General features: G+C 69.8%; 23 protein-coding genes. 3 read left to right on the top strand and 20 right to left on the bottom strand.

Annotated elements, in window-relative coordinates; genetic code table 11:
- Nucleotides 1-106 precede the first annotated feature (106 nt).
- From AC1DCG_RS06010 to AC1DCG_RS06045, 8 genes are all read right to left on the bottom strand, one after another.
- Nucleotides 107-1,519, bottom strand: a complete 1,413-nt coding sequence (locus AC1DCG_RS06010) for a PQQ-like beta-propeller repeat protein (RefSeq protein WP_477036497.1) — start codon at nucleotides 1,517-1,519, stop codon at nucleotides 107-109.
- Nucleotides 1,520-1,530: 11 nt separating this feature from the next.
- Nucleotides 1,531-2,280: a tetratricopeptide repeat protein gene (locus tag AC1DCG_RS06015; protein ID WP_477029881.1), complete on the bottom strand. Its 750-nt coding sequence runs from the start codon at nucleotides 2,278-2,280 to the stop codon at nucleotides 1,531-1,533.
- A gap of 256 nt (nucleotides 2,281-2,536) precedes the next feature.
- A complete protein-coding gene (panB, locus tag AC1DCG_RS06020) occupies nucleotides 2,537-3,364 on the bottom strand; it encodes a 3-methyl-2-oxobutanoate hydroxymethyltransferase (protein ID WP_165255257.1) in 828 nt (275 codons plus the stop codon).
- Nucleotides 3,365-3,419: 55 nt separating this feature from the next.
- On the bottom strand, nucleotides 3,420-3,800 hold the full coding sequence (locus tag AC1DCG_RS06025) for a hypothetical protein (RefSeq protein ID WP_165255255.1): 381 nt from the start codon (nucleotides 3,798-3,800) through the stop codon (nucleotides 3,420-3,422).
- Nucleotides 3,793-4,368 carry an RNA polymerase sigma factor gene (locus tag AC1DCG_RS06030; RefSeq protein WP_165255253.1) on the bottom strand — a complete coding sequence of 192 codons (576 nt, stop codon included), beginning with the start codon at nucleotides 4,366-4,368 and terminating at the stop codon, nucleotides 3,793-3,795. Before AC1DCG_RS06030 ends, AC1DCG_RS06025 begins: the two co-directional genes overlap by 8 nt.
- A 33-nt stretch (nucleotides 4,369-4,401) precedes the next feature.
- The gene (locus AC1DCG_RS06035; RefSeq protein ID WP_165255252.1) at nucleotides 4,402-4,797 is read right to left on the bottom strand and encodes a DUF6249 domain-containing protein; all 396 of its coding nucleotides are present in this window, start codon (nucleotides 4,795-4,797) and stop codon (nucleotides 4,402-4,404) included.
- A 115-nt stretch (nucleotides 4,798-4,912) separates the two neighbouring features.
- The gene (locus AC1DCG_RS06040; protein ID WP_346764850.1) at nucleotides 4,913-5,584 is read right to left on the bottom strand and encodes an HAD hydrolase-like protein; all 672 of its coding nucleotides are present in this window, start codon (nucleotides 5,582-5,584) and stop codon (nucleotides 4,913-4,915) included.
- 123 nt (nucleotides 5,585-5,707) lie between these two features.
- Nucleotides 5,708-6,055 (bottom strand): ArsC family reductase, encoded by a 348-nt coding sequence (locus tag AC1DCG_RS06045; protein ID WP_165255250.1) that lies wholly within the window; start codon nucleotides 6,053-6,055, stop codon nucleotides 5,708-5,710.
- 131 nt (nucleotides 6,056-6,186) lie between these two features.
- On the opposite strand from AC1DCG_RS06045, the gene AC1DCG_RS06050 reads away from it, so the two are divergent.
- The 3 genes from AC1DCG_RS06050 to AC1DCG_RS06060 all read left to right on the top strand — a co-directional run bounded on the left by AC1DCG_RS06050 (nucleotide 6,187) and on the right by AC1DCG_RS06060 (nucleotide 7,473).
- Entirely contained in the window at nucleotides 6,187-6,786 is a 600-nt protein-coding gene (locus AC1DCG_RS06050; protein ID WP_477041414.1) for a biliverdin-producing heme oxygenase, read from the top strand.
- On the top strand, nucleotides 6,764-7,207 hold the full coding sequence (locus AC1DCG_RS06055; RefSeq protein WP_477029883.1) for a YbaN family protein: 444 nt from the start codon (nucleotides 6,764-6,766) through the stop codon (nucleotides 7,205-7,207). Before AC1DCG_RS06050 ends, AC1DCG_RS06055 begins: the two co-directional genes overlap by 23 nt.
- Before the next feature lie 71 nt (nucleotides 7,208-7,278).
- The gene (locus AC1DCG_RS06060) at nucleotides 7,279-7,473 is read left to right on the top strand and encodes a hypothetical protein (protein ID WP_165255245.1); all 195 of its coding nucleotides are present in this window, start codon (nucleotides 7,279-7,281) and stop codon (nucleotides 7,471-7,473) included.
- A gap of 1 nt (nucleotide 7,474) precedes the next feature.
- On the opposite strand, the gene AC1DCG_RS06065 is transcribed toward AC1DCG_RS06060, so the two are convergent.
- The 12 genes from AC1DCG_RS06065 to AC1DCG_RS06120 form a co-directional block, all read right to left on the bottom strand.
- Nucleotides 7,475-8,044 (bottom strand): 2'-5' RNA ligase family protein, encoded by a 570-nt coding sequence (locus AC1DCG_RS06065; protein WP_477029884.1) that lies wholly within the window; start codon nucleotides 8,042-8,044, stop codon nucleotides 7,475-7,477.
- Between the two features lie 82 nt (nucleotides 8,045-8,126).
- On the bottom strand, nucleotides 8,127-8,831 hold the full coding sequence (locus AC1DCG_RS06070) for a glutathione S-transferase N-terminal domain-containing protein (RefSeq protein ID WP_477029885.1): 705 nt from the start codon (nucleotides 8,829-8,831) through the stop codon (nucleotides 8,127-8,129).
- Between the two features lie 79 nt (nucleotides 8,832-8,910).
- Nucleotides 8,911-9,174 (bottom strand): EscU/YscU/HrcU family type III secretion system export apparatus switch protein, encoded by a 264-nt coding sequence (locus AC1DCG_RS06075; protein WP_101720286.1) that lies wholly within the window; start codon nucleotides 9,172-9,174, stop codon nucleotides 8,911-8,913.
- Nucleotides 9,171-10,844 (bottom strand): flagellar hook-length control protein FliK, encoded by a 1,674-nt coding sequence (gene fliK, locus AC1DCG_RS06080; protein ID WP_477041415.1) that lies wholly within the window; start codon nucleotides 10,842-10,844, stop codon nucleotides 9,171-9,173. Before fliK ends, AC1DCG_RS06075 begins: the two co-directional genes overlap by 4 nt.
- Before the next feature lie 70 nt (nucleotides 10,845-10,914).
- Entirely contained in the window at nucleotides 10,915-12,099 is a 1,185-nt protein-coding gene (lpxB, locus tag AC1DCG_RS06085; protein ID WP_477029887.1) for a lipid-A-disaccharide synthase, read from the bottom strand.
- On the bottom strand, nucleotides 12,099-12,932 hold the full coding sequence (lpxI, locus tag AC1DCG_RS06090) for a UDP-2,3-diacylglucosamine diphosphatase (RefSeq protein WP_165255236.1): 834 nt from the start codon (nucleotides 12,930-12,932) through the stop codon (nucleotides 12,099-12,101). The genes lpxB and lpxI overlap by 1 nt, the downstream gene beginning before the upstream one ends.
- A gap of 2 nt (nucleotides 12,933-12,934) precedes the next feature.
- Nucleotides 12,935-13,729 (bottom strand): acyl-ACP--UDP-N-acetylglucosamine O-acyltransferase, encoded by a 795-nt coding sequence (gene lpxA, locus AC1DCG_RS06095; RefSeq protein ID WP_477029888.1) that lies wholly within the window; start codon nucleotides 13,727-13,729, stop codon nucleotides 12,935-12,937.
- Nucleotides 13,726-14,202 carry a 3-hydroxyacyl-ACP dehydratase FabZ gene (gene fabZ, locus AC1DCG_RS06100; RefSeq protein WP_109101924.1) on the bottom strand — a complete coding sequence of 159 codons (477 nt, stop codon included), beginning with the start codon at nucleotides 14,200-14,202 and terminating at the stop codon, nucleotides 13,726-13,728. The genes lpxA and fabZ overlap by 4 nt, the downstream gene beginning before the upstream one ends.
- Nucleotides 14,199-15,224, bottom strand: coding sequence for a UDP-3-O-(3-hydroxymyristoyl)glucosamine N-acyltransferase (gene lpxD, locus AC1DCG_RS06105; RefSeq protein WP_477029889.1), 1,026 nt, complete (start codon nucleotides 15,222-15,224; stop codon nucleotides 14,199-14,201). Before lpxD ends, fabZ begins: the two co-directional genes overlap by 4 nt.
- A gap of 136 nt (nucleotides 15,225-15,360) precedes the next feature.
- Entirely contained in the window at nucleotides 15,361-16,029 is a 669-nt protein-coding gene (locus tag AC1DCG_RS06110) for an OmpH family outer membrane protein (RefSeq protein ID WP_165255230.1), read from the bottom strand.
- Nucleotides 16,030-16,051: 22 nt separating this feature from the next.
- The gene (bamA, locus tag AC1DCG_RS06115; protein WP_477041416.1) at nucleotides 16,052-18,427 is read right to left on the bottom strand and encodes an outer membrane protein assembly factor BamA; all 2,376 of its coding nucleotides are present in this window, start codon (nucleotides 18,425-18,427) and stop codon (nucleotides 16,052-16,054) included.
- A 17-nt stretch (nucleotides 18,428-18,444) separates the two neighbouring features.
- Nucleotides 18,445-19,611 (bottom strand): M50 family metallopeptidase, encoded by a 1,167-nt coding sequence (locus AC1DCG_RS06120; RefSeq protein WP_477029891.1) that lies wholly within the window; start codon nucleotides 19,609-19,611, stop codon nucleotides 18,445-18,447.
- Nucleotides 19,612-19,654: the final 43 nt, after the last annotated feature.

The following is a 19,654-nucleotide window of genomic DNA, read 5'->3' on the forward strand; positions in this document are numbered from 1 at the left end:
ATTTTTCTGGTCCCGGCAAAGCAACAAGCCCGGGCCGGCGATTCGCCAGCCCGGGCCCGGGACGGGTTTGAACTGCAACCGGAGCCGTTGGAGGCCCCGGACGGCGTCAGCGGATCGCGATCAGGTCCGCCTCGTCGGTGGTGACGAAGACCTTGTCGCCGACGGCGATCGGGGCCAGCAGCACCGGCGCGCCGATCTTCAGGGTCTTTTCCGTGGCGCCGGTCTTGGGGTTCAGGGCCACGGCCTCGCCGTAGCTCGACACCGTGATCAGGCGGCCCGAAGCCAGGATCGGGCTGGACCAGATGCGCGGACGCTTGGCCAGCTTCTTCTTCTGCTTCTTGGAAAGCTTGTCGGTCTCGTTGAGGTCGCGGATCCAGTGGACCTGGCCGCTGTCGCGCGAGGCGCAGATCACCTGGCCGGCCTTGTCGACCACGTAGACCACGTCGCCCACGGGCCACGGGGTGGTGATGGCCGTGACCGGCAGGGTCCAGCGGGCCTGGCCGGTGCGCAGGTCGGTGGCGGCGAACACGCCCGAGTGGCTGACGGCGTAGACGTCGCCCTTGTAGATCACCGGGCGACCGGCGATGTCGCGGATCTCCGACAGGGCGTTGGTGCGGCTGGCGCGGCTGAGGGCCTCGCTCCACAGGTCGTTGCCGTTGCCGGTGCGCAGGGCCACCAGTTCGCCCGAGGCGAAGCCGGCGACGACGGTGTCGCCGCTGACGGCGGGGCTGGAGGCGCCCAGGATGCGGGCCGGCTCGATCAGGGCCTGGTAGGTCCAGCCCGGCGTGCCGTCGGCCGCGGCGAAGGTCAGCAGCTCGTTGTCGGTCGAGACGACGAAGACGCGGCCGTCGACCACGGTCGGCGCGGCGTGGACCGGCGTGCTGGTGGCCTGGCGCCAGTTTTCCTTGCCGGTGGCGGCGTCCAGCTGGGCCACGAAGCGGAAGCCCGACGAGACGTAGAGCTTGCCGTCGGCATAGGCCACGCCGCCGCCGAAGCCCTTGGTGTCGTCCTTGCGGCCGCCGATGCCCATGAAGCCGCGCTTGCCCGGCTGGCGAGCCGGACGCAGGTCCTGGCGCCACAGGGTCTCGCCGGTGACGGCGTCGAGCGCCGAGACCTTGGCCTCGCCGTCGAGCACGAAGATCTTGCCCTCGGCCGAGACGGGATTGGCGGTGATGTGGAAGGTGCGGTTGGCCTTTTGGCCGAAGCCCTTGCGCCAGGCGATCTCGAAGTCCTTGCCGGCGGCGACGTGCTCGACCGACTGCTCGGGGCTGCCGCCCGGCAGGCGCCAGTCGGCCTGGGCCTGCGGCTCGGGCAGGAAGAAATCGACGCCCTTCAGGCCGTCGGCCGCCTCGACCTTCTGGTCGAAGGCGATGACCGAGATCCGCTGGCCTTGGCTGGCGGTGGCCTTGTTCTTGTCGTCCTTGCCGAAGGGGTTGAGCTTCGACACCGTCGAGCAACCGGTCACCGACACCGCGGCCGACATCATCGCGGCGAGCAGCAGGGAACGCTTCAGGGTCATGGGTCGGCGGCTCATTGAGCTTGGGGTTGCAGGCCCGGCGGCAGTTGGCCGGGCGCGAGTTGGACCTGCGGCGGCAGGGCGAGAGCGGCCTTGACGGCGGCCGGCAGGGCCTTGGCCGAGCCGGAGTCGATCATCTGGATCGCCGCCTGGGCGCGCTGGCGGGTGTCGTCCGAGGCGTCCGAAAGCAGCGAGAGCACGACGAAGTCGCCGCGCGCCTCGGCCGGCTTGCCGGCCTGAAGCTTGGCGAACGCCAAGGCTTCCTTGGCCTGCACGCGGTAAGGGCTCTTCTCGCCGGTCAACGGGGTCAGCCTCGACTCGATCTCCTGATACGGAGCCGTGTCCATGAGCGCGAAGGCGGATTTGAGGCGCGCTATGTCACCCATGACAGGATCGGGAGCAATCTTGGCCGCTTCGTCGAAATAACCGACAGCTTCCTTGGTCTTGCCCTCGTCGAGGCGGATGCCGCCCATCTGCATGAAGGCCAGGGCGCGGTAGCCCGGGTTGCCTTCCTTCGACAGCTTTTCGAACTCGGCGAACGCCTTGGCCGGGCCGTCCTTCTCGTAGACTTCGAGGGTCTTCTGGATGGCTTCCGAGGCCTTGTTGGCGCGGCTGCTCTCGTAGGCGCTCCAGCCCCACCAGCCACCGACGCCCAGAACCGCGATCGCGGCGACCGCGCCCAGGACGGGCAGCGACTTCAGCGCGAAGGTCTTGTAGCGGTCGGAGCGAAGCTGCTCTTCGACCTCGTCAAACACATCGACCACGAACGAGGCTCCAGTACGGGCGCCGGGCGGCGCCGGGGCGTCGGTCATGAAACGCGACGCGAGGTTGAAACATCAGGAGTCGAGGCGCGGGCCGCGACGCAGGCGGCGAACCTATAGCGTGTCCGCCGCCGCCGCAACGGCGGGGAACCCCGGTTTGCCGGCCCATCGACAACTGTCGGCGCAGACCCCCTCCGGCCCTCCGGGCAGCCTCCCCCAAAGGGGAAGCCGTCGCGGAGCGACCGAGGGGTCGGCCCGATCAGTCCTTCTTGGCGTAGTAGGTCTCGGCCGCGCCGGGGAAGCTGCGGTCCTTGACGTCGCGGGCGTAGTCGGCGGCGGCCTTCTCGATCGCCCCCTTCAGGTCGGCGTAGCGGCGCACGAACTTGGGCGTCCAGTCGAACAGGCCTAGCATGTCGTCGCTGACCAGCACCTGGCCGTCGCAGCCGGCCGAGGCGCCGATGCCGATGGTCGGCGGGGCGATGGCTTCGGTGATCTCGCGGGCCAGGGCCTCGGCGACGCCCTCGATGACGACGGCGAAGGCGCCGGCGTCGGCGGTGGCGCGGGCCTCGGCCAGGATCTTCTGGCGGCCTTCCTCGTCGCGGCCCTTGGCCTTGAAGCCACCGTCGACCAGCACCGCCTGCGGGCGCAGGCCCACATGGCCCATCACCGGCACGCCGCGGTCGACGAGATAGCGGATGGTCTGCGGCACCGTCGGGCCGCTCTCGACCTTCACGGCCTGGGCGCCGGTTTCCTTCATGATGCGCACGGCGTTGGCGTAGGCCTCTTCCGGCGCGCCCTCGTACGAGCCGAAGGGCATGTCGACCACGACCATGGCCTTGCGCGAGCCGCGCATGACCGCCTGGCCGTGCAGGATCATCATCTCCATCGTCACGCCGACGGTGTTGGGCAGGCCGTGCACTACCATGCCCAGCGAGTCGCCGACCAGCAGCACGTCGCAGGCGTCGTCGAGGGCGGCCGCCACCGGGGCGGTGTAGGCAGTGAGGCAGACGATCGGAACGCCGCCCTTACGGGCGGCGATATCGGGGGCGGCGAGACGGCGGACCGTCTCCTGACGATGGGCGGACAATACTCGCTCCGGCTCTATTGCGGACGCCCGGAGCACGGCGGGGGCCGCCTCCGGATTAGAACTCTTCGACCAGTCGGGTGACGGCGAAGGCCAGAGCGATAGCCGCAAGAGCGGCGCCGAGCCAAAGGGTTTCTACGCTGGCCGGGGTGGCGACGAACTGATTCACCTGGTCCATCAGCTTGTCGACGCCCAGATCCACCGAGCTGACGCCCTGGTCTGAAGCGCGCCGCAGATCGCCCGCAAAGCGGCTGGCGATCAACTGCCCGACCGCGATCAGGCCCGCGACGCCGCCGGCCGCGCCGATCGCCAGGCGACGCAGCGCCCAGCCCCGGTCGAGCCGCCCCTCAACCCGCGCGTGGAAGGCCTCGGCGTCGGGGAAACCCGGCGGCTCGGCGAACAGACGCGACAGCTGCGCATCGAAGTCGCGATCAACCATGACCTTCCCTCCGCGCCGAGGCGTCCGTGGGCGGGGCCAGCCTGGCCCTGAGTTTATCCAGACCACGTTTGACATGGGATTTGACCGTGCCGATCGGGATGTTCAAGGCCTCCGCCGCCTCCGCATGAGACCAGTCCGCGCCGTAGCAGAGCGAGACGCACAGCCGTTCGCCGTGCGACAGGCCCTTCAGCGCCTCGTCGAGATCCAGCCGGTCGCCGGGCGCCGCGTCCGAGATCGTCGGCGACGGCTCTTCCGGCGCAGCGTCCGAGAAGATCAGGCGCGCGTCGCGCTTGACCTTGCGCAGATAGAGCCGCGCGGCGGTCTTCTTGATCCAGCCGCCGAAAGCCCCCTCGCCGCGATAGTCGGCGATCTGCTCGAAGCCGACCAGGAAGGCGTCCTGGGCGACGTCGTCGGCCGTGGCCGGATCCGCGCCCAGGCGACGCAGCAGGCCTCTCACGGCCGAGCCGTGCCTGCGCACCAGTTCCCCGTAGGCCCGGCGGTCGCCGGTGGCGGCAAGAGCCGCCAGTTCGACGTCGTGACCGGTGGTGGGTGGGCGTTCGATGCCCATGATGAAAGTCCCCTCTTCCCCCAGGCGTCTGCGTCAGGCGTCCGGCCGGTAACCCTTGTTGGGGTTGAAGAAGCTGAGAACCACATAGGCCGCGCCGATCAGGGCCGGGATGGCCGCCGCGCCGAGCAGGGGATGGAAGGCCTCGTCGTGGCTCTGACCCAGGATCAGGCCCATCACGGCCAGGCCCGCGCCGACGGCGATCAGGATCACCCCGGCCCGGATGTCGCGCACCGCCGTCGATTCCTTCGGCGGCTTGATGTCCTTGGTCATCGCGTCGACCAGCTCGGGCGGAAGGGCCTGGCCCTTCTCGATCGCCGTGCGCACGGTCGCCTGCATTTCCTGCTTGTTGCGGGCCCGCAACCACACCGGCACCAGCACGATGGCGGCGATCATCGCGAAAAAGCCCAGCGGGACCAGAATGTCTTCCATGACTCGTTCCCCTCGAAAGTCCGACGAGAGCCTGTCGCTTTCGTCTCGTACAGGGAAGAGGCTTCGACGGCGCCGTTTGGAGGCGCCGCCCGAGATGAAACTTTCGTAAGGGAGATCAGGCCGTGGCGACGGCCGGCGCTTCGGCCCGCAGGGTCAGGCGCGCGACGATGTCGTCGACCGCGTCGAGCAGCACGGTCGGCGCATGGTCGACCAGCAGCTGGCGGGTGGCGTAGCCCCAGGTGACGGCGCCGGACGCCAGGCCCAGCGCGTTGGCCGCGTCGATGTCGCGGGTCTCGTCGCCGATCGAGATCACCCGGCCCGGCTTCACCCGGGCGGTCTTGATGACCTTGGTGAACTTCTTGGCCTTGCCGAACAGCGAGGCGCCGCAGCCGTAGTGGTCGATCAGCTTGGCGAGGTCGGGCCCCAGCACGGTGCGAATCGTCGCCTCGCTGTTGGAGCTGACCACGGCCAGGCGCACGCCGCCGGCCGCCAGGGCCTTGAGCATGTCGGGAACGCCGGGAAACAGCCCGATCGAGCCGATCTCGGCGGCCATCAGCTTCTTGCCGTGGGCGGCGATGATCGGGATCTTCCAGGCCGAGACGCCCAGGTACTTGATGATCTCGCGGTTGGGACGGCCGCGCAGCATCTCGACTTCCTCGTCGGTGACGCTCTTGAAGCCGTACATCCTGGCCATCGGGTTGACGAGCTTCAGCACCACGGCGCCGCTGTCGGCCAGCGTGCCGTCGAAATCAAAGATCGCCAGATCGTAGGGAAGCCCCGAAGTCACGCCCACTCAATGCCCTGCCGCCGGACGAACCGGCCGTTTCCTCTAGACTTAGCCGCTGCACGCGGTCCTTGTCGCCCCAAAGTTCGCCAACTCGCGTCAATCGCGCAAGCGGCGTTTCGCTCGTCAGGCGAGAATGGCCGTGTACTGATCGGGTTTGAAGCCCGCCAAGAGCTTGCCGTCGACGTCGAGGATCGGCCGCTTGATCATCGAGGGCTGGGCCAGCATCAGCTCGACGGCCTTGCCGGCGTCGACGCCGGCCTTGTCGGCGTCGGGCAGCTTGCGGAAGGTCGTGCCGGCGCGGTTGAGCACCGTCTCCCAGCCCAGTTGCGCGACCCAGCGCTCGACGTCGGCGCGGTCCGCGCCCGAGACCTTGTAGTCGTGGAAGGCGTAGGCCACGCCGTGCTCGTCGAGCCAGGTGCGGGCCTTCTTCATCGTGTCGCAGGCCTTGATGCCGTAGATCGTCACCGTCATCGGGGCGCGCTCCAGAGATCCCGGGCCGCGAGTCGGCCCCTTCCTCATCCGATTAGCATTTTCGTCCGAGGCGCGGTCGGATTTGACCTGGAGCAGTTGCGTCTCAGTCGCGACATGACAACATGACTTCCATGACCGATCTCGCCCTCGCCCAAGCCCCTTCCCTCGCCAAGCGGCTGAAGGCCGGCACGGAGGCGACGCACGAGCGTCTCGACAAGAGCATCATGGCCGGCCAGCCGTTCGCCGATCGCGCGCGCTACGGACGGTTCCTCGACGTGCAGTATCGGTTCCATCGCGACATCGACGGCCTCTACCTGCGGCCCGAACTGGCCGAGCGCCTGCCCGACCTCGACGGCCGCCGCCGCTTCTCGCAGATCGCCMAGGACCGAACGGACCTCGCCCTCGACGCCCTCGCCGACCTGCCGCCGCCGGCCTTCACGGCCGAGGACGAGCCGGATCTCGCCACCGCCCTGGGCTGGCTCTACGTGGCCGAAGGCTCGAACCTGGGCGCGGCGTTCCTGTTCAAGGCCGCCGCCAAGCTCGGCCTGGACGAGACCTTCGGCGCGCGCCACCTTGCGGGTCATCCTGACGGTCGCGCCGCCCACTGGCGCCAGTTCACCGCCGCCCTGGACGCGGCCGGGCTGGACCAAGCGGGCGAGGCGCGCGCCATCGCCGGCGCGGAAGCCGCCTTCTCACGGGTGCAGGCCTATGTCGACGCCGCCTTCGGCTGAACCGCCTTCCCTGGAACTGGACGCCCCGGAGGCGGCCCTGCCCGCCTCGCGCGGCCTGCGGGTCGGCTACCTGGTCGCCGGCTTGGCGTTCACCGGCCTTGGCATAGCCGGGGCCTTCCTGCCGCTGCTGCCGACGACGATCTTCCTGATCCTGGCCGCCGGCTGCTTTGGAAAATCCTCGCCCCGGCTGGAGGCCTGGCTGCTGAACCATCCGCGCTTCGGCCCGTCGATCCGCGCCTGGCGAGCCAATGGCGCGATCCCGCGCAAGGCCAAGGTCCTGGCTTGCCTGGGGATGGCCAGCGGCATGGCGATCTTCCTGATCGCGGCCCGTCCAAAGCTGTGGCTGGGCCTGCTGGTGGGCGCGATCATGGCCGCGTGCGCGGCCTTCGTGGTCTCGCGCCCGGCCCCGCCGGCGGCCTGACGGCAAGCTGGGCGCTGGGAACGCCGCCCGCGCTCCGACGGTTTTCCTCCGACAACCACAAGGAGGAAGCCATGTCCAAGGCCCCGCCCATTCCGCGCGAGCAACGCGCCTTCAAGGGCCAGAAGCCCGACATCGAAGGCCACGCCAGCCGCGAAGGCCTGCAATCGCCCGATCCTGGCAACGCCGACGTCAATCTGGCCGAACAGGGCCGGCACGGGAACCTGCGCCAGAACACCAGCCATTCCGGCAACGTGCAGGATCGCTAGATCATCCCTTCAAGGGCCAGCGCCCCAGCACGATGTGCCGGGTTTGGCCCAGCAGGCTGTGGATCAGCACGAACTCGGAGACGCCCCACGACACGGGCTCGACCGGTGTCTCCGGCGCCAGGGCGCGGTCGTAGAGCAGCGTCACGTGCGGGTTGAACTGTTTGGCGACCTGCTTGCCCAGCCCCGCGCGGGCCATGGCAAGGCCCAGCGCCTTCTGGAAATCGTGCAGGGCGAGCAGCCCCTCCCCGCCCTGCAGGACGAAGGGATTGTTGCCGCGATTGTTGAAGCTGGCGGCCTTGTCGAAGGTCACGCCGAACGGCGCGGCCGAGGACGCCGCCTCGCCGGCTTCTAGCGCCTGGGCGACGATGCCGCGCGGCAGGCCGGCATAGTCGCCGATGTGGTGCAGGGTGACATGCAGGCGGTCGGGCGTCAGCGGCGCGCCGGAAAGGCCAAGCCGCCCCCGCAGATCGCGGGCCCGGCCGGCGATGGTCTCGGCCACGGCCGGCTCGGGGAAGACGCCGAAGAACAGGCGGTCGGACGGCGGGCCATCCAGCTCGGGAAACAGCGACATGACGAGAATCGGCGGCCGTTGAGGGGTCGCCTGCCTTATGGCGCCGGAGCAGGCGGCTGTCGCCGCCCGCCCCGCTGCGGGATCAGCCGCGCGCCGGGATGTTGAGGCCGCGCTGCACGGCCGGACGGGCGAGACCCCGCTCCAGCCACGCCGGCACATTCTTCAGGCTCTTGTAGTCGACCAGTTCGGCCGCCTCGTAGAAGCCCACCAGATTGCGCACCCAGCCCAGGGTGGCGACGTCGGCGATCGTGTACGCGTCGCCCATCAGCCAGTCGCGGCCCTCCAGGCGGGTCTCCAGCACGCCCAGCAGGCGCTGGCTCTCGGCGCGGTAGCGCTCCAGCGGACGCTTGTCCTCGTACTCGCGACCCGCGAACTTGTGGAAGAAGCCCAGCTGCCCGAACATCGGGCCGACGGCGGCCATCTGGAAGAACACCCACTGCAGGGTCTCGTAGCGCGCGGCCGGATCGGTCGGCAGCAGCTTGCCGGTCTTCTCGGCCAGATAGACGAGGATCGCGCCGCTCTCGAACAGGCCGAAGGGTTTGCCGCCCGGGCCGTCGGGATCGATGATCGCCGGGATCTTGCCGTTGGGGTTCAGGCTGAGGAATTCCGGGGTCCAGGTCTCGTTCTTGCCGATGTCGATCAGGTGCGGCTCGTACGGCAGGCCCACCTCCTCCAGCATGATCGACACCTTCACGCCGTTGGGCGTGGGCAGCGAATAGAGCTGGATGCGATCCGGGTGGGCGGCGGGCCAGCGGCTGGCGATCGGGAAGGCCGAGAGGTCGGTCATGGAAGCTCCTCGAAGGGGTCCAGGCCGATATAGGCGCCGCGCGAGCCTGGCCCAGCCCCCTACCGTAACTTTCTTGGTGTCAGTTACGATTGGCCGAGCGAAGGATGAAGCCCAGGATCTCGGCGACGGCGACATAGAGCGCCTCGGGGATCTCCTCCTCCATCGGTATGGTCGACAGGGCCTGGGCCAGCGCGGGGTTCTCCTCCAGCGGCACACCGTGCTCGCGGGCGGTCTCGACGATCTTGTCGCCCACCCAGCCGCGGCCGCTGGCGACCACGCGCGGGGCGTTCGGCTCGTCGTAGCGCAAGGCGACGGCGATGCGGGGACCAGAGACGCGGGTCATGTGGCCTGGTCCAGGAAGCGGCCAGGCGCGGCCGGCGTCGCGACGGGCGGCGCGGCGGCGTGGAACGCCACCTCCGGCTCCAGGGCGGCCTCGCGCAGGGCGGCGTTGAGCATCTCCTCGCCGCCGCGCAACCGGGCCATCGCCTCCGGACGCTCGGCCCACAGCGACACGCGGGCGCGCTCGCCCGTCAGGGCCAGCTGGGCGTCGATGCGGCCCATGGGCTCGACGTCGAGCGAGAAGCGGACTTTCCAGGTGCGCGCCTCGGCGACGCTGCCTGCTGCCCCGCCCCCGCCGCCGTCGCGGCTGATCTCGAACTGGGCCACGGCCGAGCCCTGCGGCGTGGCGAACGGCACGTCGAACACCCAGCGCGGCCCCGGCTTGTCGTCGACGAGCCGGTTCTCGGACGGGCGGACGGTTTCGGCCCGTTCGGGCAGCGAGGCGGCCTGCAGAAGTTCCTGCCGGGCCAGAGCCGCATCGACGCCCTTGGCCAGTTGCTGGGCCACGAAGGCTGGCGCGGCGCCAGGCGCAAGCGTCGAGGGCGCGGCCGCCTGGGCGACCACGGGTCCGCCCGCGAACGGTGGCGGCGGTCCCTTGCCGGGCGGCGGCGCCAGCGGCGTCACGGCCTGCCGGGCGACGGGCGTCTCCTCGAAACCAGCGGCGGCCTCCTGCGCCAGAACGAACAGGGCCGCGGCGGGCTGGGCCGCCTGCCGAGGAGCCGGCGGCGGCGCGACGGCCGCCAGAAAGCGGGCGACGGGCGTGTCGGCGGCCTCGTCGGCCTGGGCGAAAATCGGCGTCGCGGGAAGCGGCTGCGGATCGCTCCTGGGCGCGGCCTGAGCCGTCGAGGCCATGGCGGCCGGCGGTGGCGCGCCAGGTGTGGCCGCAAGGGCGCCGGCAGGCGGCTCGGCGATCGGCTGCGGAAGGCCCGGAGCGCCCGCCGTCAAGGTCGATGGCGGAGCGACCGCGCCCTGCGGCGCGGCGGGGATCGGCGTGGCTGTCGCCGACGGCGCCTGGGACGTCAGCGGAGTCAGGGGGGCCTGGGGTGAGGGCGGACCGGTCTGGGCGCTCCAGCTGGCCACGGCGGCCCGCAGCACCAGCATGGCGGCCTTCAGGTCCTTGGCGGCCAGCGGCGCGGCGCCCGGCGCGGGCGCCTCCTCGGCCAGGCGGCTTTCCATGAACAGGCCGGACCGGCCGAAGGCCTGGCGGATCTCGCCGGCGGTCACCGCGCCGTCGATGGGCGAGCGCAGGGCCAGCATGTTGGCGGCGGCCTGGCGCACCAGGGCCGGCGCCTGGGGCGAGGTCGAGACCCGCTCCAGGTCGGCCAGCAACGGCGCCATGCCGCCCTGCGTCGACGCGGCGCGGCCGACCATGTCGGAAACCACCTTGGCCTGGATCGTCGGGCTGGCCAGCAGGATCTCGCGGGCCTGGCCCGTGGCTCCGCCCTTCAGCAGGCTCTCGACGGTGTCGGGCGTCTCGGGAGCGGCGCCGGGCTGGGCGGCGATCTTGCCCAGCGCCTCGGTCGCCTCGGCCATGGCCAGCTGGGCCAGCATGGCCGGCGGCGGCAGGCCCGCCTGCCCCGTCTGCCCGCCCTGGAGGCCGGCGGCCGCCACCATCGCCGTCGGCTGCACCGGGGCGAGGTTGGGAACGACGGTTCCAATCGGCTGGACCGACACGGCGGGCTCCACGGCGGCGCAAGGGCGCAGAAGGTTGCCGCGAGATTAATCCACAGGCGTGAAGCGGGTCTTAACCCGTTTTGGCGCTTCGCTTTTCCAGAAAGCCGAGCATGGCTTCGGCGGCCGCCTCGGCCGGGTCGGGCATGCCGCGCCCCAGGCGTTCGAGCGCCGCGAACTGCTGCGCCACCTGCCGCTCGCGCAGCATCGGATCATCCAGCCGCTGGGCCAGCGCCGCCGCCAGCCGCTCGCCCGTGCACGCGTGCTGCAGCAGTTCGGGCGCGACCTCCTGGTTGGCGGCGATGTTGAACAGCGTCACCCAGCGCGGCGTCATCAGGCGCTTGAGCAGGGCGTAGGTGATCGCGCCGATCTTGTAGCCCACGACCATCGGCGCTCCGGCCAGGGCCAGTTCGATGGTCACCGTGCCGCTGCAGGCCAGGGCCACCGTCGCGGCCTTCATGGCGTCGTCCTTGGCCTGGTCGTCCTCGATGACGTGGGCGCGGAACGGCCAGCCGGCCACGCGCGCCTTCACCGCCGCCGCCACCGTCTGGGCGGCGGGAACCACCACGTGCAGGCCGGGGCGGTCCGCCTTGAGGATGCGCACGGCGTCCTCGAAGGCCGGCAGCACGCGCTCGATCTCGGACGGGCGGCTGCCCGGAAGCACGGCAAGGATCGGATCATCGGGACCAGCGCCGATGGCCGCGCGCGCCCGGCCGGCGTCGGCGCCGCTGAAGTCGCGGGCCAGGGCCGGGTTGCCGACGAAGACGCTGGGCAGGCCCACGGCGTCGAAGAACGGCTTGTCCATCGGCTGGGTGGCCAGCAGCAGGTCCACGGCCTGGGCCAGGGTCGCGGCCCGGCCAGGACGCGAGGCCCAGACCTGCGGCGCGACGTACTTGATCAAAGCCATGGACTGGTCGAGCGCCCGCAGGCGCTTGGCCAGGCGGATGTTGAAGCCCCAGGCGTCGATCAGCACGGCCACGTCGGGCTTTTCGCGCACCGCCAGGGCCTCGACGTCCTTCAGCCGGCGCAGGACGCGCGGATAGGCCTTCAGCCCCTCGAAGAGGCCGAGAATCGACAGTTCGGAGATATCGAAGGGGCTCTGCACGCCCTCGGCCGCCATGCGCGCGCCGCCTAGGCCGACGAAGCGCACCTGGTCGCCCAGCCGCGCCCGCAGCGCCTTGGCCAGGCCCGCGCCGAGATTGTCTCCCGAGGCTTCGGCCGCGACCAGCATGACCGTCAGCGGCCGGCCGGCGCTCATCAGCGCGGCTCGACGCCGTAGACGAAGAGCCCCAGGTCGTCGGCGCAGGCGATCACCTGGTCACGGTCGACGATCAGCAGGCGGCCCGCCTCGCCGACCACGCCGGCCAGGCCGGCGCGCGCCGCGCGCTGGATGGTGGCGACGCCGATGGTCGGCAGGTCGACCTTGGTCTCCTGGATCGGCTTGGGCGCCTTGGCCAGCACGCCCTTGGGCGCCTCGGGGCAGCCGCGAACGGCCTGCGGCAGGTCGGCGACCCGGCGCAGCATGGCGTCGGTGCCTTCCTGAGCCTCGACGGCCAGGACCAGGCCGTCGCAGACCACGGCCCCCTGCCCCACGTCCAGCCCGCCGATGGCGCGGGCCACGGTCAGGGCGCGATCGATGTCGGCGCCGTGCTGTTCACGCGGAGCGTAGCGGCCGAGCGGGCCGGCCGGCAGGGTCATCTCGCCGCGCACCTCGTGGGCGCCCTCGACGATGAAGCCTTCCTTCTCGAACTCGGTCAGCACCCGGCGCAGCAGGGCGTCGTCGCCCTCGCGCGCGGCCTTGATCAGGCCCGGCAGCACCTTCACGCCCCGGAAATCGGGGATCAGGGCCGAGAAGTCGGGGCGATCGACGACGCCGGCGAAGCAGACGGCCTCGCAGCCCTCCTCCTTCAGCGCCTTGAAGGCCTTGCCGAACTCGGCGATGCCGACCTCGGCGCCGGGATACTGCTCGAGCGAGGGATCGGCGAAGCCCTTGACGCGCATCACCGAGAACGGCCGGCCGGCGCGCTCGCAGTGGGCGGCCAGTTCGATCGGCAGGGCCCCGCCGCCGGCGATCAGTCCAAGCTTGCGCAAGATCAGACCTCGCGCTCGGGCAGGCACAGCGGACGGTTGCCGTCGGCGCGGATGAAGTCGACGATCTCCATCACCTCGGGCACGGCCGAATAGGTCTCGACCACGTCGTCCAGGCGCTCCTGGAAGGTGCCTTCGTCGGCGAACATCAGGCGGTAGGCCGCGCGCAGGGCGTTGATGCTCTCGCGCGAAAAGCCCCGGCGCTTGAGACCCACCAGGTTCAGGCCCTCGAGGTGGGCGTGGTTGCCCCACACCGAGCCGTACGGGATGACGTCCTTGGTCACCGCGGCCAGGCCGCCGATGAAGCTGTAGCGGCCCACGCGCGAGAACTGGTGAATGGCCGCCAGGCCGCCGACGAACACGAAGTTGCCGACGTCGACATGGCCGCCCAGGGTCGCGCCCTTGGCCAGCACCACGTTGTCGCCGACCGTGCAGTCGTGGGCGACGTGGGCCTCGGCCATGAAGAAGCCGTCGGCGCCGATCGTGGTCACGCCACGGCCCGAGGCCGTGCCGGTGTTCATCGTCACCTGTTCGCGGATCACGTTGCGCGGACCGATGACCAGCTGGGTGCGCTCGCCCTTGTAGCCCAGGTGCTGGGGCGGACCGCCCAGCGCGGAAAAGGCGTGGACGACGGTGTCCTCGCCGATGGTGGTGACGCCATCGACCACCACGTGCGACAGCAGGCGCACGCGGGCCTGCAGGGTCACGTCCGGGCCGACGATGCAGAACGGCCCGATCTCGACGTCGTCAGCCAGCTTGGCGGCGGCGTCGACGATGGCGGTCGGATGGATCTTGGTCATTTCGTCGGGGTCTCCACGACCATGGCGGCGAACTCGACCTCAGCGGCGACCTTGTCGCCGATCTTGGCCACGCCCTTGAACTTGAAGATGCTGGACCGCGCACGCAGCACCTCGACCTCCATGCGCAGGACGTCGCCCGGGCGCACGGGGTTGCGGAAGCGGGCGTTGTCGACCGACATGAAGAAGATCGTCTTGCCGGCGGTGTCGACTTCCAGCGACTTGCTCATCAGCACCGCGCCCGTCTGGGCCAGGGCTTCGATGATCAGCACGCCCGGCATCACCGGGTTGCCCGGGAAGTGGCCCTGGAAGAACGGCTCGTTCACCGTCACGCACTTGATGCCGACGATCGACTTGTGCGGCTCGTAGGCTTCGGCCCGGTCGACCAGCAGGAACGGGTAGCGGTGCGGGATCCGGTTGAGGATCTCGGCGATGTCGATGTCGGTCTGCGGGGCCGCGGTTTCGGTCTGGCTCATGCCTCGTCTTTCATCCCCCGACTGCGCGCGCTGCGCGACAGCCATGCGGTCTCTCGCAGCCACCGTTTGATCGGTCGCGCGGGAAACCCTGTCCATGTCTCGCCCGCCGGCACGTCCTTGAACACCGAGGCGGACGCCCCGATGCTGGCGCCGGGGCCGATCGTCAAGTGGTCGGCGACGCCGGCCTTGCCGCCGAAGGCGACGCCGTCGCCGACGACCGTGGTGCCCGACAGCCCGGTATAGGCCGCGAGCACGCAGTTACGGCCCAGCTGCACGTTGTGCGCAACATGGACCAGATTGTCGATCTTGGTGTTCTCGCCCACCGTGGTGTCGTCGAAAGCGCCGCGATCGATGCAACTGTTGGCGCCCAGCGTCACCCCGTCCTGCAGGACCACGCGGCCCAGCTGCGGCAGGTCGACCACGCCCTTGGCGCCGGGCGCGGCGCCGAAGCCCGCCTCGCCGATCACCGAGCCGGCGTGCAGGCTGACGCGGTCGCCGATCAGGGCGAAGCCGACCACGGCGTTGGCGCCGACGAAGCCGTCGCGGCCGATGGCCACGCCAGGGCCGATGACGGCGCCGGGGCCGATCACCGTGCCGCGGCCGATGCGGGCGTCCTGGCCCACGACCACGCCCGGCGACAGGCACACGCCCTCCTCCAGCACGGCGGACGGATGGATGGCGGGCGCGTCGGCCTCGTGACGGCGCGGCGCATGCAGCAGCGCGGCGGCGGCGGCCCAGGCGGCCTGGGGATGCGGGGTCAGCAGCACGGCGCAGCCTTGCGGCGCGAACTCGCGATGCTGGGGACGCATGAAGATCGCGCCGGCCTCGCAGGCCGACAGGCCCTTGGCCCTGCGCGGATCGGAAAGGAAGGAGACGGCGTTCGGGCCCGCGCCGTCCAGCGGCGCGACGGTGGCGATCAGGCGCTCGCCAAGGCCCGGATCAGCCAGTTCCGCTCCGCCGGCAAGCGCCAGATCGGACACGGAAACCGGACCCAGGGTCTCGAAAAAGCGGGGGTCCGGCATGCAAACCTCTCGACGACGGCCGTCCCGGGAATCGCCCGATACGGACGAAGTGTAGGCGGCCCAAAGCCGCCCCGAGTCAATGCCGTAACGGAAAGCGCCCGCCCAGCCGGAAAGGCCGAGCGGGCGCTCACAGTGCTTAGCGCTGCAGCTGGGCGGCCAGCTGGGCGGCTTGCTGCGGGGTCAGCTTGGTGCGCTCCAGGGCCTGGAACGAAGCGGCCTTGCCGCGGGCGTCCAGGGCGCTGACGATCTGCGGGGTGATGTCCATGGCCGGGTTGAAGATGGCCACGGCGCTGCGCTCGAGCAGCACGCCGCATTGCTTGGACTGGTAGGCCGAGATCACGGCCGGCTGCAGCTCGACCGAATAGGTCTGCTGGGCGGCGTCGGCCGTGGCGACCAGTTCCATCTGGGTGTGGGCGGCGTCGCGCTGCAGGGCGCTCTGCTCCAGTTCCAGGTCCGACTTCTGCTTTTCGCGGGCGTTGATGTCGGCGGCCGGGGTCTTGGCCGCGGCGTTGAACGCGTCGATCTTGGTCTGCAGGGCCTTTTCACGGGCCGACAGCGGCGCCTCGGCCGTCGTCTGCAGGGCCTTCAGGCGGGCGTCGAGCGCCTTGCCGGTGGCCGAGGTGCCGCGCACGGCGCCGGCCGAGAACACGCACAGGCTGGCGATCGGCGCGCCGTGGGTGATCGCCGGGGCGGCCGGAGCGGCCGGAGCCTTGGCGAGCGGGGCGGCGGCTTGAGCGAAGGCGCCCGAGGCCACGGCGAACGCGGCCAGGCCCGAAGCGGCGGCGGCGAAGAACTTGGAGGACATGTCGTCTAAAGCCTTGTGGAGATTAGAAACGAGTGGAGGTGGAGAAACGGAAGGTTTCCGTCCGGTCGTAGTCTTCCTTCGCCAGGATGCGGCTGATGTCGAACCGGATCGGTCCCATCGGCGACTTCCAGTCGATGCTGACGCCGGCGGAGGCGCGCAGACCAAGGTTGTCCTTGATCGTCTCGCTGAACTCGCCGTTGGGCAGCAGGCGGTCGATGTCATCCAGCTGGCCGGCGGTGCCGAAGTCGGAGAACAGCGCGGCCTTGATGCCGTATTGTTCGGGCAGGAAGGTCGGAATGGTCAGCTCGAGCGAGCCGATCGCATACAGCTTGGCGCCCAGCGCGCTGTTGTCGGTCAGCGTGTCGCGCGGACCGATACCGGCCGTCTCGAAGCCGCGGAAGGACTGGCCGCCCTTGTAGAAGCGGTCGTTGATCCGGACGCTGTCGCCGCCCCAGCCTTCGATGTAGCCCGCCGAACCGGTGGCGCTGAACACGAAGTCCTTGTTGAAGCCCCAGTACCAGCCGCCGTCCACCTCGGTCTTGAGGTAGTTCACGTCGCCGCCGAAGCCGGCCAGGTCCTGGTTCAGGTCGGCGAAGAAGCCGCGGGTCGGACGCAGCGGATCGTTCCGCTTGTCGAGCCGCAGGCCGTAGCCGATCAGCGAGGTCATGTAGGCGCCGCGCTGGGCGCAGAGCACCGTGGAGACCTGCGTGACGCCGCTGGAGTCGGGCACGCAGTAGCTGTCGGCCACGTCCACCTCGTCCTGGCGCAGGGTGTACCGCAGGCTCATCGAGGTGTTTTGCGTCAAGCCGAAGCCCATGGTGAAGCCGCCGCCGAGCGACTTGGTGTCGTAGGCCGCGAACTCGCTGAGGTCATATCGGTACGAATAGAGGTTCACGCCCGCGGCCAAATTACGGCCCAGGAAACGCGGCTCGGTGAAGGCGAAGTCGACCTGCTGACGCAGCGAGCCGACCGAAACGCGGGCGCGCAGGTTCTGGCCGCGGCCGCGGAAGTTGCGCTGGGTGACGCCGACGTCCAGCACGAGCTGGTCGACCGAGCTGTAGCCGGCGCTGAACGACAGTTCGCCCGTCGGCTGCTCCTCGACCTTGACCCGCAGGTTGGTGCGGTCCGGAGCGTTGCTCGGCACTTCCTCGATGGTCACGTCCTTGAAGAAGCCCAGGCGGCGCATGTTGTTGCGCGAGCGGTCGACGAGGACGCGGTTGTAGGCGTCGCCCTCGGCGACTTCCATCTCGCGGCGCAGGACGTAGTCGAGCGTGGCGGTGTTGCCGACGATGTCGATGCGGTCGACGTAGACGCGGGGGCCTTCACGCACCGAGAACACGACGTCGACCGTCTGGGTCTCGCGGTTGGGCACGTAGCGCGGACGCACGTCCACGAAGGCGAAGCCGGCCGCACCCGCCGCGAAGGTCAGGGCGTCGGTGGCCTGTTCGATACGCTCGTCTTCGTAGATCTGGCCGGTCTTGATCGGCAGGATCTGGGCCAGCAGGTTGCCGTCCAGCTTCTTCAGCTCGGTTTCGACGGTGACCTTGCCGAACTTGTACTTGGGGCCTTCGTCGATCGTGTAGGTGACGGCGAAGCCGTTCTTGTCGGTCGCCAGTTCGGCCGTGGTCGCCACGACGCGGAAGTCGAAGAAACCGCGGTTGCGGTAGAACTTGCGCAGTTGTTCGCGGTCGTACTCGATCCGGTCAGGGTMGTAGTTGTCGTTGCTGGTCAGGAACTTGTACCAGTGCGACTCCTTGGTGACGATGACGTCGGAGAGCTCGTTGTCCGAGAACTCCTTGTTGCCCAGGAAGTTGACGCCAAGGACGCCGCTCTTGGGACCTTCGTTGATCTCGAACACCAGGTCGACGCGCTTTTGCGGCAGCTCGACCACCTTCGGCGTCACGGTCGCCGAGATGCGGCCCGAGCGGCGATAGAGTTCGATGATGCGCTGAACGTCGGCCTGCACCTTGGCGCGGGTGAAGATGCCGCGCGGACGGATCTGCACCTCGTCCTTCAGCTTGTCTTCCTTGAGGGCCGAGTTCCCCTCGAAGACCACCTGGTTGATGATCGGGTTCTCGACGACCTTGACCACCAGGTCGCCGCCGACCAGCTCGATCGAGACGTCGGCGAACAGGTCGGTGCGGGCCAGGGTCTTCAGCGCCAGGTCGAGGCGGGCCGGATCGACCGTCTCGCCGGGCTGGATCGGCAGGTAGGAGAGCACCGTGCCCGCCTCGATCCGCTCGTTGCCCTGCACGACGATGCGCTGCACCACGCCCGAGGTCTGGGCCTGTGCGAACGCGACCTGGGGCGCGATCAGGGCGGTGGAGCCGAAGAGAAGCGCAACGCCGGTGGCGAACGCGGCGCTATGGGCGCGAATTTTGCTCATGGGACCAATCATGGACGGGCGGCGATCGTTCACGTGAACAGGCCGCCGATGAATTTGAACACGTCGAAGCGGTTGAGGTCGTTCCAGGCCGCGAACAGCATGAAACACAGGATCAAGGCAAGGCCAGCCCGGAAACCGGCGGCCTGGAAGTCGGCTCGCAGAGGACGCCGGCACACGGCCTCATAGGCATAGAGCAGCAGGTGGCCGCCATCGAGCACGGGGATCGGCAGCAGGTTCATGAAGCCGATGCTGACCGACAGGCTGGCGATGAACAGCAGTTGGTTGAACAGCAGCCGCAGCATCACGGTGCCGACGTCAGGCGCGCCCTCGACGCTGGCCTTGGTCACCGCGCCGGCCGAGTGGCCGATGCCGATGATGCCGCTGATCTGGTCGGCCGGCAGCTGACCGGTCAGCAGACGCCCCAGATAGAAGCCGATGGTCTTGATCATGTCCCAGACCTGACCGACGGCGTCAGGAATGGCGCTCAGCAGGGTGGACTTCTGCAGATAGGGACGGCTGCGGCTTTCGAGATCCAGCCGGCCGACCTTCACGCGGCCGCTGAACCGGTCCTTCTGCTCGACCAGGCGCGGAGTGGCGGTCAGCGAGACGGTCTGGCCGCCGCGCTCGACGACGAACTCGATCGGCAGCTTGGCGCGCAGGTTGACGTAGCGCTGGACCTGCTGGAAGTCCTTCACGTTGCGGCCGTCCATGCGGACGATGGTGTCGCCGGGGCGGAAGCCCGCCTCGGCCGCAGCGCCGCCCGGGATCACCGCCGAAACGGTGGCGGGCGACTTCAGGTCGCCGACGAACAGCAGGACGATGGCGAAGATCAGCGTCGCCAGCACGAAATTGGCGAACGGTCCGGCGGCGGCGATCACCGCCCGCTGCCAGATCGGCTTGAAATGGAAGTACTTCTTGACCGCCTTGGCACCCTCGCGCTGGGCGATCTCGGCCTTCATGGCGTCCAGGTCGTTCTGGTCAGGCACGCTGGCGGCGTTCTCGTCGCCGGCGAAGCGCACGTAGCCGCCCAGCGGGATCGAGGCGATGCGCCACTCGACGCCCCGCTTGTCGCGCCAGGAAAACAGGGGCGCGCCAAAGCCGATGGAGAAGCGATCGATCGCCACCCCGCAGGCCCGCGCGGCCCAATAGTGTCCCAGCTCGTGCACCGTCACCACGACGGACAACACGATGATCATGGACACGATCGCGATCAGAAGACTGATCATCGGCTTGGAATCA

Source organism: Caulobacter sp. 10L414 (assembly GCF_056395525.1).